This window comes from Streptomyces sp. NPDC091377 (genome assembly GCF_044757045.1).
In the GTDB taxonomy this organism is placed as follows: Bacteria; Actinomycetota; Actinomycetes; order Streptomycetales; family Streptomycetaceae; genus Streptomyces.
Genome location: NZ_JBIVUE010000007.1, coordinates 203,742 through 217,023 on the forward strand (window position 1 = coordinate 203,742; position 13,282 = coordinate 217,023).

The 13,282-nt window shown below is 71.4% G+C and carries 10 protein-coding genes; all 10 read right to left on the minus strand.

Features of this window, described 5'->3' with window-relative positions; all coding sequences use genetic code 11:
• Positions 1–157 precede the first annotated feature (157 nt).
• Entirely contained in the window at positions 158–1,156 is a 999-nt protein-coding gene (locus ACIQNG_RS17835; protein WP_401485951.1) for a sugar phosphate isomerase/epimerase family protein, read from the minus strand.
• Between the two features lie 13 nt (positions 1,157–1,169).
• Entirely contained in the window at positions 1,170–2,501 is a 1,332-nt protein-coding gene (locus ACIQNG_RS17840) for a Gfo/Idh/MocA family protein (protein WP_401485953.1), read from the minus strand.
• Positions 2,502–4,233: 1,732 nt separating this feature from the next.
• Positions 4,234–5,274 (minus strand): substrate-binding domain-containing protein, encoded by a 1,041-nt coding sequence (locus ACIQNG_RS17845; RefSeq protein WP_401424744.1) that lies wholly within the window; start codon positions 5,272–5,274, stop codon positions 4,234–4,236.
• A gap of 17 nt (positions 5,275–5,291) precedes the next feature.
• Complete coding sequence (locus ACIQNG_RS17850; protein ID WP_401424746.1) at positions 5,292–6,311, minus strand: ABC transporter permease; 1,020 nt, start codon at positions 6,309–6,311, stop codon at positions 5,292–5,294.
• Complete coding sequence (locus ACIQNG_RS17855; protein ID WP_401485955.1) at positions 6,308–7,825, minus strand: sugar ABC transporter ATP-binding protein; 1,518 nt, start codon at positions 7,823–7,825, stop codon at positions 6,308–6,310. Before ACIQNG_RS17855 ends, ACIQNG_RS17850 begins: the two co-directional genes overlap by 4 nt.
• A gap of 311 nt (positions 7,826–8,136) precedes the next feature.
• The gene (locus ACIQNG_RS17860; protein ID WP_401424749.1) at positions 8,137–9,318 is read right to left on the minus strand and encodes an ROK family protein; all 1,182 of its coding nucleotides are present in this window, start codon (positions 9,316–9,318) and stop codon (positions 8,137–8,139) included.
• Positions 9,319–9,524: 206 nt separating this feature from the next.
• Positions 9,525–10,202 (minus strand): GntR family transcriptional regulator, encoded by a 678-nt coding sequence (locus ACIQNG_RS17865; protein WP_401424750.1) that lies wholly within the window; start codon positions 10,200–10,202, stop codon positions 9,525–9,527.
• 280 nt (positions 10,203–10,482) lie between these two features.
• On the minus strand, positions 10,483–11,421 hold the full coding sequence (locus tag ACIQNG_RS17870) for a beta-ketoacyl-ACP synthase III (RefSeq protein WP_401424752.1): 939 nt from the start codon (positions 11,419–11,421) through the stop codon (positions 10,483–10,485).
• A gap of 140 nt (positions 11,422–11,561) precedes the next feature.
• A complete protein-coding gene (locus ACIQNG_RS17875) occupies positions 11,562–11,696 on the minus strand; it encodes a hypothetical protein (RefSeq protein ID WP_401485958.1) in 135 nt (44 codons plus the stop codon).
• Positions 11,665–13,050, minus strand: a complete 1,386-nt coding sequence (locus ACIQNG_RS17880; RefSeq protein ID WP_401485960.1) for an OFA family MFS transporter — start codon at positions 13,048–13,050, stop codon at positions 11,665–11,667. Before ACIQNG_RS17880 ends, ACIQNG_RS17875 begins: the two co-directional genes overlap by 32 nt.
• Between the last annotated feature and the right edge of the window lie 232 nt (positions 13,051–13,282).

Sequence of the window (13,282 nt, forward strand, 5' to 3'; positions counted from 1 at the left end):
AGGGACGGTAACCGCGTCCGTCCGGGGCGAACACCCCTTGCGTCAGGATCGATCGAGCTTTCTCCCATCAGAGGACAAAGCGGGATTCGGGCAGGTCGGAGGGGGGACCGGCGGTTTTACCGGTCCCCGTTCCGCGACCCGCGTCGGATGGGTGCGGTCAGCTGTTGAACGCGGCGTCGAAGGACGCGCTGGGCGGGTCGAAGTCGAACGCCTTGAGCCGCGTGAGGGCTTCGGGGGCGCCTTGGAGCCGGTCCATCCCGGCGTCCTCCCACTCCACCGAGATCGGACCTTGGTAGTCGATCGAGCGGAGCATCCGGAAGACGTCCTCCCAGGGCACGTCGCCGTGACCGGCGGAGACGAAGTCCCAGCCGCGGCGCGGGTCGCCCCACGGGAGGTGGGAGCCGAGCCGGCCGTTGCGGCCGTCGAGGCGCTTGCGGGCCTCCTTGCAGTCGACGTGGTAGATCCGGTCGCGGAAGTCCCACAGGAACCCGACCGGGTCGAGGTCCTGCCAGACGAAGTGCGAGGGGTCGAAGTTGAGGCCGAAGGCGGGCCGGTGGTCCACCGCTTCGAGGGCGCGCTGGGTGGTCCAGTAGTCGTAGGCGATCTCGCTGGGGTGGACCTCGTGGGCGAAGCGGACGCCCTCGGCGTCGAAGACGTCCAGGATCGGGTTCCAGCGGTCGGCGAAGTCCTGGTAGCCGCGCTCGATCATGGACTCGGGCGCGGGCGGGAACATCGCGACCAGGTGCCAGATCGCGGAGCCGGTGAAGCCGATGACGGTGTCCACGCCGAACGCCGCCGCGGCGCGCGCGGTGTCGGCGATCTCGGCGGCGGCCCGCCGCCGGACGCCCTCGCCGTCGCCGTCGCCCCAGATCCGGGCGGGCAGGATCGCCTCGTGGCGTTCGTCGATGATGGCGTCGCAGACGGCCTGACCGACCAGGTGGTTGGAGATGGCCCAGCACTTCAGGCCGTACTTCTCCAGGAGTTGGCGGCGGGAGTCGAGGTACGACGGGTCGGCGAGGGCCTTGTCGACCTCGAAGTGGTCGCCCCAGCAGGCCAGCTCCAGGCCGTCGTAGCCGAAGTCGCGGGCGAGTCGGCAGACCTCTTCGAGCGGGAGATCGGCCCATTGGCCGGTGAAGAGTGTGAAGGTGCGCGGCATCTGGCGTGGCCTCCTAGAGCGCGATCGGGGTGTAGACGGAGTTCTTCTCGGCGCTCTCCTCCACGGCGGCCAGGACCCGCTGGACCTGGAGTCCATCGGCGAAGGAGGGCGCGGGGCTGCTGCCCTCGGCGATCGCGTGCACGAGGTCGCGGGCCTGGTGGGCGAAGGTGTGCTCGTAGCCGAGGCCGTGGCCCGGCGGCCACCATGCCTCCAGGTAGGGGTGGCCGGGTTCGGTGACGAGGATGCGGCGGAAGCCGCCGTGCTCGTCGGGTTCGGTGGCATCGTGGTACCACAGTTCGTTGAGCCGCTCCAGGTCGAAGCTGAGCGAGCCGCGCTCACCGTTCAGTTCGAGGCGCAGGGCGTTCTTGCGGCCGGTGGCGTACCGGGTGGCCTCGAAGGAGGCGAGGGCGCCGGACGGGAAACGGCCGGTGAACAGGGCGGCGTCGTCGACGGTGACCTCGCCGGTGCCGTCGGCTGCCGCCGCGGACAGTCCGGCCGCCGCGGACAGTCCGGCCGCCGCGCCGGGCAGCGGACGACGGCGTACGAAGGTCTCGGTGAGCGCGGAGACTCCGGCCAGCTGCTCCCCCGCCACGAACTGGGCCAGGTCGATGATGTGCGCGCCGAGGTCGCCGAGCGAGCCGGAGCCGGCCTGCTCCTTGCGCAGCCGCCAGGTCAGCGGGGCCTCGGGGTCGGCGAGCCAGTCCTGGAGGTAGGTGACCCGGACGTGGCGCAGGGTGCCGATCCGGCCCTCGGCGACCATCCGGCGGGCCAGGGTGGTGGCGGGGACCCGGCGGTAGTTGAAGCCGACCATCGCGATCCGGCCGCGGGCGTGGGCGGCGTCGGCGGCGGTCGTCATCGCCTCGGCCTCGGCGACGGTGTTGGCCAGCGGCTTCTCGCACAGGACGTGCTTGCCGGCCTCCAGCGCGGCCAGGGCGATCTCGGCGTGGCTGTCGCCGGGGGTGCAGATGTCGATCAGGTCGATGTCGTCGCGGGCGATCAGTGCGCGCCAGTCGGTCTCGGCACTGGCCCAGCCGTGCCGGTCGGCGGCGGCGCGTACGGCGTGCGGGTCCCGGCCGCAGATCGCGGACATCACCGGGCGCAGCGGCAGGTCGAAGACCCGGCCCACGGTACGCCAGCCCTGGGAGTGGGCGGCGCCCATGAAGGCGTAGCCCACCATGCCGATCCGCAGGGGCGGTTTGTCCGGTCCGCCGCTCACGGTGCCGGTACCGGAGACGGCGGTCCGGTCCGACTCCGCGGCGGCGACGCCGTCCGCTCCCTGCGCGCCGGTGTCACTCGATACCGGCGTTCCGGCCGCTGCCCCTGCGGGCTGCTGCGGCTGTCCCATGGATCAGTCCTCCTTGTGGTGTGGCGCGGTGGGGGGTTGGGGTCTGACTGTCGAAGCGGGGGGGGTGGGTCGGGGGTGGGCCCAGGGGGTGGGCCCGGGGGTGGGCCTAGTGGGTGGGCCCGGGGGTGGGTTCGGATTCGGGGTCGGGCCGGGTCCGGGGTCGGGGTCGGTCCGGGTCCGGGGCGGAGTCCGGGTCAGGGCCAGGTTCGGTCCGAGCCTGGGTCTGAGTCCGAGCCCGAGTCCGGTCCGGGTCCGGTCCGGATCCGGTCCCGGTCCGGGGTCGGGATCGGTCTGAGCCCGAGTCCGGTCCGGACCGGGTTCGGTCCAGGTTCGGTCCGAGCCCGGGTCTGAGTCCGAGACCGAGCCCGAGTCCGGTCCGGGTCCGGGTCCGGGCCCCGAGTCCGGTCCGGATCCGGGCCGGGTCCGGTCCAGGTCCGGGCCGGTCGGAGTCCGAGACCGAGACTGAGCCCGAGTCCGGTCCGGGTCCGAGTCGGAGCCGAGCCCGGGTCCGGGTCCGGGTCCGGGTCCGGTCCGGGCCCAGTCCGAGCCCGGGTCCGGTCCGGGTCGGGTCGGGTCGGAGTCCGGCTCAGTCCGAGCCGGGCCCGAGCCCGAGCCCGGGTCCCGGTCCATGTCGCGGTCCGGGTCCGGTACTACCGCCGGCTCCGGAGTGAAGCCGGCTTCCTGGGTGGGACCCCGGACAACGGGGTCCGGATGACGGGCCCCGGTTCCCGGGCCGACCCTTCCGCCCCGGCATCCGCCGGGACGGCCCTACCCAGGTCGGCCCGTCGGCCCCAGACGGAACCGTTGGCCCGGAGCGGCCCCCTTGGCCCGAAGGGGCCGGTCAGCCGCTTGGGCCGGTCGCCCGGTCGGGCCAAGAGTCCCTGCCCGGCCCGGGATCCCTGGCCGGCCAAGAGCCCTTGGTCGGCCCCGAAGCCGCGGCCGTCCCGGAAGTCCAGGTCGGTCCAGAAGCCCGAATCGATCCGGACCGCACCGGACCAGACCAGACCGGACCGGCTCGGCCCGGCGCGGCCCGGCTCGGCCGGGAAGTCCAACTCCGCCCGGAGACCAAGCGGGTCAGCGACTCGCCCCGCCCAGCGGCCGAGACCAGCCCAGGCCAGCCCAGCCCAGCCCAGCCAGTCCCGGACCGGCCCAGCGGCCCGAACCGCCCGGAAGCCCGGTTCCGACCGGAAATCCAGCCGACCGGATTCCCGAACCTCCGGACTCCCGGACCGACCGGAACCCCGAACCGCCCGAATCCCTAGGCCGACCGGAACCCCGAACCGCCCGGCTCCCCAGACCGCCCGACATCCACGGCCGACCAGATCCCCGAGCCAACCCGACTCCCGAACCACCCGGACCCGAACCACCCGGACCCCCAAGCCACCCGGACCCGAACCACCCGGACCCCAGGCCAGCCGGACCCCGGAGCCAACCCAAGCCCCGAACCGACCGGACCCTGGGACCACCCGGACCCCCGAGCCAACCCAAGCCCCGAGCCACCCAGACCCCCGAACCACCCGGACCCCGAAGCCGACCAGAACCCCAGCCGACCAGTGGTCCGAGTCGCTCCGGCACCAGGCCCACCCTCCCCGGTCACCCCTCCGGTCACCCCGGCCGGGGCGACGCGAGGGAACTCCCCTGTCCCTCGCCCGGCCCGGCCGGGAGTCAGGTCCCCCGGCCCGTCCGCCCCTCGTGTGCGGACGGGTCTGCTTCAAGCAGGGGGGCCGGCCCCTTACTTGAAGCCGGTGGACATGTATTGATCCACGTTGTCCTTGTCGACCACCGCTGAGTAGAGCGTGATCGAGGCCGGAATCTCGTACTCGGCCATCCCGCCGACACCCTTGCCCTGCCCGAGGGCGCGGGCGAGGTCGATGGCGGAGGCGGCCATGGTCGGCGGGTACAGGACGGTCGCCTTCAGCACCCCGTTGTCCTGCTTGATCGCCTGGAACGCGGAGAGCGCCCCCGCGCCGCCGACCATCAGGAAGTCGTCGCGGCCCGCCTGCTCGATGGCGCGCAGGGCGCCGACGCCCTGGTCGTCGTCGTGGTTCCACAGCGCGTCGAACTGCGACTGCGCCTGTAGCATCTGGGCCATCTTGGCCTGCCCCGACTCCACGGTGAAGTCGGCCGCCTGGCGGGCCACCTTCTTGATGTTCGGGTAGTTCTTCAGGGCGTCGTCGAAGCCCTGGGTGCGCTGCCGGGTCAGCTCCAGGCTGTCGACCCCGGCCAGCTCGATGACCTTGGCGTTCTGCTTGTCCTTGAGCCGCTCACCGATGTAGTGCCCGGCGTTGAGCCCCATGCCGTAGTTGTCGCCGCCGATGTAGCAGCGGTACGCCTGCGGGGAGTTGAAGATCCGGTCGAGGTTGACCACCGGTATCCCGGCCCGCATGGCCTTCAGCCCGACCTGGGTGAGCGCCTTGCCGTCGGCCGGCAGCACCACCAGCACATCGACCTTCTTGTTGATCAGCGTCTCGATCTGGCCGATCTGCGCGGCGGTGTCGTTGGAGCCCTCGGTGACCTCCAGCGTCACGTCCTCGTACTTCTCGGCCCGGCTCTTCGCGTTCACGTTGATCGCGTTGAGCCAGCCGTGGTCGGCCTGCGGTCCCGCGAAGCCGATGGTGACCGGCTTGCCGGGGCTGTCGGACGCGGCCGGCTGGTCGTTGCTCGCCGGCTCGTCGTCGGACGACTCGTTGCTGGTGCATCCGGAGAGGAGGACACCCGCGCCGACGGCGGCGGTCCCGAAGAGCATTCCTCTACGGCTGGTGAGCTGTGGCATGGCGGGGAACCCTTTCCTCAAGTCGTGCTCGCGGTACGGCGCTGGACCAGCACGGCGGCGACGATGATCGCGCCCTTGGCGATCTGCTGGACGTCGCTCTGCAGGTTGTTCAGGGCGAAGATGTTGGTGATGGTGGTGAAGATCAGGACACCGAGGACGGAGCCGACGATCGTGCCGCGCCCGCCGCTGAGCAGCGTGCCGCCGATGATCGCCGCGGCGATGGCGTCGAGTTCGTAGAGGTTGCCGTTGGTGTTCTGGCCCGATCCGGACAGGATGATCAGCAGGAAGGCGGCGATGCCGCAGCACAGTCCGGAGAGCAGGTACAGATACAGCCGCTGGCGGCGGACATCGATGCCGGCGAGCCGGGCGGCCTCCGCGTTGCCGCCGACGGCGACCGTGCGGCGGCCGAAGGTGGTGCGGTTCAGCAGCAGCCAGCCGATGACCGTGACGGCCGCGAAGACCAGGACGAGGGGCGGGATGCCGAGGATGTAGGCGTCACGCTCACCGAGGTCCAGGATGCTGCCGATGGTGACGATCTGCGTCTTGCCGTCGGTGATCTGGAGGGCGAGTCCGCGGGCCGAGGCCAGCATGGCGAGGGTGGCGATGAAGGGGACCATCCCGCCGTAGGCGATCAGTACCCCGTTGACCAGACCACAGCCCAGGCCGACGAGTACGGCGGTGAACAGGACGCCGGCGAACCCGTACTCCTGGGTCGCCACCGTCGTCGCCCACACCGAGGCCAGGGCCACGATCGCGCCCACGGAGAGGTCGATGCCGCCGGAGGTGATGACGAAGGTCATCCCGACGACGACCACGCCGATGATCGACGCCTGGGTGAGGACGAGTTGCAGATTGCGGGTGTCGAGGAATTCGTCGGGTTTGGTGATGCCGCCGATCACGATCAGCGCGGCGAGCACACCGAGCAGTGACAGGGTGCGCACATCGGCGCGGAACAGCGTGGCCCGCCAGGCGGGCGGTCCGCTCACCGGCGGCGCCTTCTCGGTGCTGTCCCGCGGTGGGGAGACGGGCTGCGTCATGACGCCGGGCTTCCTTCCATCACAAGGTCGAGTACGCGGGGTTCATCCAGCTCACGGGCGGGCGCGGTGTGGACGACCCGGCCCTCCCGGAGCACCAGGACACGGTCGGCGAGGCCGAGCACCTCGGGCACCTCGCTGGAGACGAGGAGCACCGCGAGGCCCTCGTCGGCGAGCCGGCGGACGACCGCGTACAACTCGGCGCGGGCGCCGACGTCGACACCGCGGGTGGGCTCGTCCAGCAGCAGCACCTTGCAGCCGCGCAGCAGCCAGCGGGCGAGGATCGCCTTCTGCTGGTTGCCGCCGGACAGGGTGCGCACGGGGACCGAGGGGTTGTCGGGCCGCAGCGACAGCTCACGGGTCGCGGTGCGAGCCGCCTTGAGTTCGGCGCCCCGGTCGATCCAGCCGAGGTGCGCGTAGCGGGACATGGAGGAGACCGACACATTGCGGGTGACGGACTCCAGCATCAGCAGGGCCTGCGCCTTGCGCTCCTCGGGGGCGAGCCCGAGACCGGCCCGTACGGCGGCCCGCACACTGCCGGTGCGCAACTCCTTCCCGGCCACCTTGACCTGACCGGCCGTCGGCTTGCGGGCGCCGTAGATGGTCTCCAGGATCTCCGAGCGTCCGGAGCCGACCAGTCCGGCCAGGCCGACGATCTCGCCGGGCCGCACGGTCAGGTCGAAGGGCTCGAACTCGCCGTCCCGGGCCAGCGCGCGCACCTCCAGGACCGGCTCGCCGGCCGGCGGTGCCACGGGCCGATCGGGGAAGACGTACTCGACGTTGCGGCCGGTCATCAGGGCGACGACGTCCTTGGTCGGCGTCGACTCGGCGGGCAGTCCGCCGGCCACCGCGCGGCCGTCCTTGAGCACGGTGACCCGGTCGCCGATACGGCGGATCTCCTCAAGGCGGTGCGAGATGTAGACGACGGCGACTCCGTCGGCGGTGAGGTCGGAGACGATCCGGAAGAGATTGTCGACCTCGTCGGGGTCGAGCGCGGCGGACGGCTCGTCCATCACAATCAGCCGTACGTCGTGGGAGAGTGCCCGCGCCATCGACACGATCTGCTGCTGCGCCGCCGACAACTCGCCGACCAGCCGCCCCGGATCGATCTCGGGGTGACCGAGGCGCTTCAGGAGCGCGGCCGTCGACGCCCGGGCGACTCCGCGCCGTACGACGAAGCCGGCGGCCGTGGGCTCATGGCCGAGGTGGACATTCTCGGCGACGGAGAGATGTTCCACCAGGTCGAGTTCCTGGTAGATGGTGGCGATGCCGAGGCGCATGGCGGCGATCGGCGAGCGCAGGGTGACCGACTCGCCGCGCCAGGTGATGGTGCCGCCGTCGGGCTGGTGGGCCCCGGCGAGCACCTTGATGAGGGTGGACTTGCCGGCCCCGTTCTGGCCGAGGAGGCAGTGGACTTCACCGGCCTGGACGTCGAGGTCGACGCCGTCGAGGGCCCGGACGCCGGGAAACGACTTGGTGATGCCGGACATGCTGAGCAGCGGTGGTTCTGGTGCCATGTGGGATCCCCTTGGCGGGCATGCGGGCCGGTTCAGGGCAGGGCCGGGTGAGGTACGGGTGAGATACGGGTGAGGTATACGGCAAAAGAAAAGCTGTTAAGTAAGACGGAGTACGACGAGCAGGTCAGGGGCGGGACGGGCAGGACGGGGATGTCGAGGTATCGGTGCGGGCACAGCTGACACGTGTCCGTCGGCCGTCCGCGCAGCGGGCGGAATGGGACGGAACAGGATGGAAGAAGGCGAAGTGGATCGAATGCGGGCGGAGGTGAGCGCGGTGGAGCGAGTGGGAGCGAGGCGGAGCGAGTGGCGCTTTACGCGGGTGAGAACAGGTGGTCGCTGATCAGTCGGGCCGCGCCGATGACTCCGGCGGTGGGCCCCAGTTCACCGAGCACGATGGGCAGATTGCCGGTCGCCAGGGGCAGCGACTGGCGGTAGACCTGGGTGCGGATCGCGGCGAGCAGGTTGTGGCCGAGTCCGGTCACCCCACCGCCGATCACCACGAGGCCCGGGTTGAAGAAGCTGACCAGGCCGGCGATGACCTGGCCGACGTGGTTGCCGCCCTCACGGATCAGGTCGAGGGCGGTGGCGTCACCGGCCGACGCGGCGGCGGCGACATCGACGGCGGTGAGGAGGCCGCCGGCCTCCAGCCGGGCCGCGAGTTCCGGGGAACGTCCCTGCTGGACCGCCTCCAGCGCGTCACGGGCGAGCGCCGCGCCGCTGAAGTGGGCCTCCAGGCAGCCCCGGTTGCCGCAGGCGCACGGGCGTCCGCCGGGCACGGCCTGGATGTGCCCGATGTCGCCCGCGCTGCCCGTCGTACCGCGGTGGACCTCACCGCCGACGACGATGCCGCAGCCGATACCGGTACCGATCTTGACGCAGAGGAAGTCGCCCACGGAGCGTGCGACGCCCGCGTGCTGCTCCCCCATCGCCATGAGGTTCACGTCGTTGTCGACCATCACCGGGCAGCCGAGTTCCTGACTGAGGGCCTCCCGCACGGGGAAGCCGTCCCAGCCCGGCATGATCGGGGGCGCCACGGGGACGCCCTCGGGGAAGCGGACCGGTCCCGGTACCCCGATCCCGGCTCCGTCGAACCCCTCGACCAGCCCGGACGCCTTGAGCTTGGCGGCCATGGCGAGGGCTTGCTCGAAGACCGCCACGGGCCCCTCGCGCACCTCCATGGGCTGGTTGATGTGGCCGAGGATCTCCAGTTCGGCGTTGGTGACGGCGACATCTATCGAGGTGGCGCCGATGTCGACGCCGAGGAAACGGAGTCCGGGGTTGAGCCGGATGTTGTGCGAGCGACGGCCACCGCGCGAGGCGGCGAGTCCGTCGGCCACCACGAGGTCGGTCTCCAGGAGCCGGTCCACCTCGACGGCCAGCTTCGACCGGGAGAGGTCGACCTGGTCGCCCAGTTGGGCACGGGAGTTGGGGCCGCCGTCGCGCAGCAGCTTCAGCAAGCGGGCCTGATGTGCGTTCGCGGGTCGCGCGGTCATACGTCTCACAGGCCCCTCCCCGCCTCATATCGGCTGTCTCCGTCGGGCTTTCGAGGGGAACGTAGCAGTGGCCGCCTCGGTGCGGAAGAACTTGCGCAGAGATTGCCGTCGACTTTTTCCACTGACAGGACAAAGACGGGGCGGCGCGGCCCCGGCCCCCAGGCCCGTCTCTGCCCTGCGCGCCCCGACGGTCTCGCGGCGGCGGGCTACCCCCGAGGGCGAGCGTGGTACGACTTCCTGGTGTGCTCCGTGTGGGCGCGCATCACCTCGGTGGCGCGCTGCTCGTCACGCCCCTTGATCGCGGCGATCAGCTCACGGTGCTCGATCCAGGACTGCTTGCCGCGCTGGCGGGCGATGGGCGCGTAGTACCAGCGGACGCGGCGGTCGACTTGGCGGGCGAGTTCGGCGAGGACCGTGTTCCCCGCCAGGTCCATCACCTTGGCGTGGAAGCGGGCGTTGAGCAGCACCGCGGCGTCCACGTCGTCGGCCGTGATGGCCTGCTCCCCCTCCGCGCACAGTTCCTCCAGCGCCGCGACCCCGGCGCTGGACGCGTTGGCGGCGGCGAGGCGCGCGGCCTCGGCCTCCAGGAGGGTGCGGACGGTCAGCAGCTGATCGGCCTCCTCCTCGGTGGGCTCGTGCACGAACGCGCCCTGGGCGGGGCGCAGATCGACCCAGCCCTCGGTGTTCAGCCGTTGCAGCGCCTCCCGTACCGGCTGGCGCGACACGCCGAGATGACCCGCAAGTTCGCTCTCGACCAGATGCTGGCCGGGTTGCAACGCGCGGGTCGTGATCAGTTCCAGCAGCGCCTCGTAGACGCGGTCTCGCAACGGCCCGGGGCGTTCCAGCTTGGGCACGGCCCCCTGGGGCAGTCCTGTCGACAGCATCGCGGTCCCCCTCCTCGGCAGGCACTGCACAATGGCTCGGCACTACGGCTCGCACTACAGCTCGCACTACGACTCAGCGCTACGGCTCGCACCACGACTCGGCACCTTGGCTCGGCCGACGGCTGGGCGTCGTCGAGCCGATGGAAAGCACGTAGGGAAAGCGCGTAGGGAAAGCGCGTAGGGAAAGCACGTAGGGAAAGCAAGTATTGATTGGCTTTCGTCTACAGTCTACGGCGCACCGATGCCAGGAACCGGGGAGTCGGCCTCGTCACACGGCGTCTCAGGGGCAGCGCACGACCTGTCCGGCGTACGACAGGTTCCCCCCGAAGCCGAACAGCAGCACCGGGTCCCCGGTGCGCACCTCGCCCCGCTCGACCAGCTTGGACCAGGCGAGCGGGATGCTGGCGGCGGAGGTGTTGCCGGAGTCGACGACATCGCGGGCGACGACGGCGTTGACCGCGCCGATGCGCTCCGCGAGCGGCTGGACGATCCGCAGGTTGGCCTGGTGCAGCACGACCGCGGCGAGTTCCTCGGGGGCGACCCCGGCGCGCTCGCAGGCGGCACGGGCGAGCGGTGCCAGCCGAGTGGTCGCCCAGCGGTAGACGGCCTGGCCCTCCTGGGCGAACCGCGGGGGCGTGCCCTCGATCCGTACGGCGTGGCCCATCTCCGGCACCGAGCCCCACTGCACCGGCCCGATGCCCGGTTCCTCGGCGGCCTCGACCACGGCGGCGCCCGCCCCGTCCCCGACGAGGACGCAGGTGGTGCGGTCGGTCCAGTCGGTGACCTCGGACATCTTGTCGGCGCCGATCACCAGCGCCCGGCGGGCGGCACCGGCCCGGACCGTGTGGTCGGCGGTGGCGAGCGCGTGGGTGAACCCGGCGCACACCACGTTCACGTCCATCGCGGCGGGCGAGGGGATGCCGAGCCGGGCGGCGACCCGGGCCGCCATGTTGGGCGAGCGGTCGATGGCGGTGGAGGTGGCGACCAGGACGAGGTCGATGTCCGCGGGGACGAGGCCGGCCGCCGCGAGGGCCTTGGCGGCGGCGTGCGCGGCCAGCTCGTCCACCGGCTCGTCGGGGCCGGCGATGTGCCGGGTGCGGATGCCGGCCCGGCTGCGGATCCACTCGTCACTGGTGTCGACCATGCCCGCCAGGTCCTCGTTGGTGAGCACCCTGGCGGGCTGGTAGTGGCCGACTGCGGCGATGCGCGAGCCGTTCATGGCTGGTGGGCCCCCTCGAATCGGGTTGCGGGATCCACCAGTCTGATCAGTGACTCACGGGTACGGCGGCAGGTGATGCCACAGGATTCGGCGGCGCTGGTTGTCGGCTTCTGTCAGCAACGGCCGGACGGTGAATCGGCTCACCCCGTGAAGAGCTGGGTCACCTTCCGCACCAGTTCGTAGATCCCGTACGCCAGCGGCAGCCCCACCCACACCCAGGCGAAGGCGATCAGCGGGCGCCGGTCAGGCGGACTCTGGCTGCTGTCGGGGGACATCGGCGGCCTCCTTCGGGGCGGGCCGGGCCTCGTGCCGGCCGGGTGCGTGATGGTGGCGGGGATGCACCGGCCGGACGAGTTCGTTGGCGACGAACCCCACGGCCAGCAGCCCGATCATGATGAGGAAGGAGGTCCCGTACAGGGACGCGCCGCTCTTCCCGGCCTCCTCCTGGTGGTCGGCGATCCAGTTGACGATCAGCGGTCCGAGCACTCCCGCGGTGGACCACGCCGTGAGCAGCCGGCCGTGGATGGCACCGACCTGGTAGGTGCCGAAGAGGTCCTTCAGATAGGCGGGGACGGTCGCGAAGCCGCCGCCGTAGAAGGAGAGGATGACCAGCGCGCACAGCACGAACAGCGGTTTGGAGGAGTCGCCGAAGACCGCGATGAGTCCGTACATCACGGCGCCGGCGCCGAGGTAGACCCGGTAGATGTTCTTGCGGCCGATCAGGTCGGAGGCGGAGGACCAGCCGATCCGGCCGGCCATGTTGGCGGCCGAGAGGAGAGCGACGAATCCGGCGGCGGCCGTCACGGACACGGGGGTGGCGGTGTCGGCGAAGAAGTCGGTGATCATCGGCGCGGCCTTCTCCAGGATGCCGATGCCCGCGGTCACGTTCATGCAGAGCACGATCCACAGGCACCAGAACTGGGGGGTGCGCAGGGCCTGGTTCGCGGACACCTGCGGGCCGGTGGAGGCCGGTCGCGCCGCTCCCCCGGCCGCCGGGGCGGTGGTGGCGGGGGTGGCAGGGGTGGCGCTGGCGGGGACCCGGACCAGCAGGACGCCCAGGGTCATGAAGAGCGCGTACGTCAGTCCGTGCACCAGGAACGCCAGCGCGATGCCGTCGCTGTCGGAGCCGAAGGAATCCAGCATCCGGGCGGACCACGGGGAGGCGATGAGGGCGCCGCCGCCGAAGCCCATGATGGCGATGCCGGTGGCCATGCCGGGGCGGTCGGGGAACCACTTGATCAGGGTGGAGACCGGCGAGATGTAGCCGATGCCGAGCCCGATGCCGCCGACGAAGCCGTAGCCGAGGACGATCAGCCAGTACTGCTCGGTGGCCGCGCCCAGCGCGGAGAGCAGGAAGCCGGACGAGAAGCAGACCAGCGCGACGGTCATGGCCCAGCGCGGGCCATTGCGTTCCACGAGGGTGCCGCCGAACGCGGCGGACAGGCCGAGCATCACGATGCCGAGCTGGAAGGGCAGCGCGCTCTGGGTGCCGCTGAGCCCGAGCGCGGACTCCAGGGGTGGCTTGAACACGCTCCAGGCGTACGCCTGGCCGATGGAGAGATGTACGGAGAGCGCGGCGGGGGGAACGAGCCAGCGGCTCCACCCCGGGGGAGCGATGGGGGGACTCATGATCCGGAACCGTAGGGACGCGCCGGGGGTGTTGAGAAGCCGGGAGTCGACCGTATGCGATGAACGGTATGCGCCACGCGCCGAACGGTCGCCGGGCAGGCGGGACGTGTCCGGGCCATGGCGGGCCGTGGCGGGTCGGCCGTGGCGGGCCGTGCGCGGACCCTTGTCGACCGTACCTCCATACTGTAGACAATATTCCGTCGACATCCTCTGCCCCGGCCCTCGGGTCACC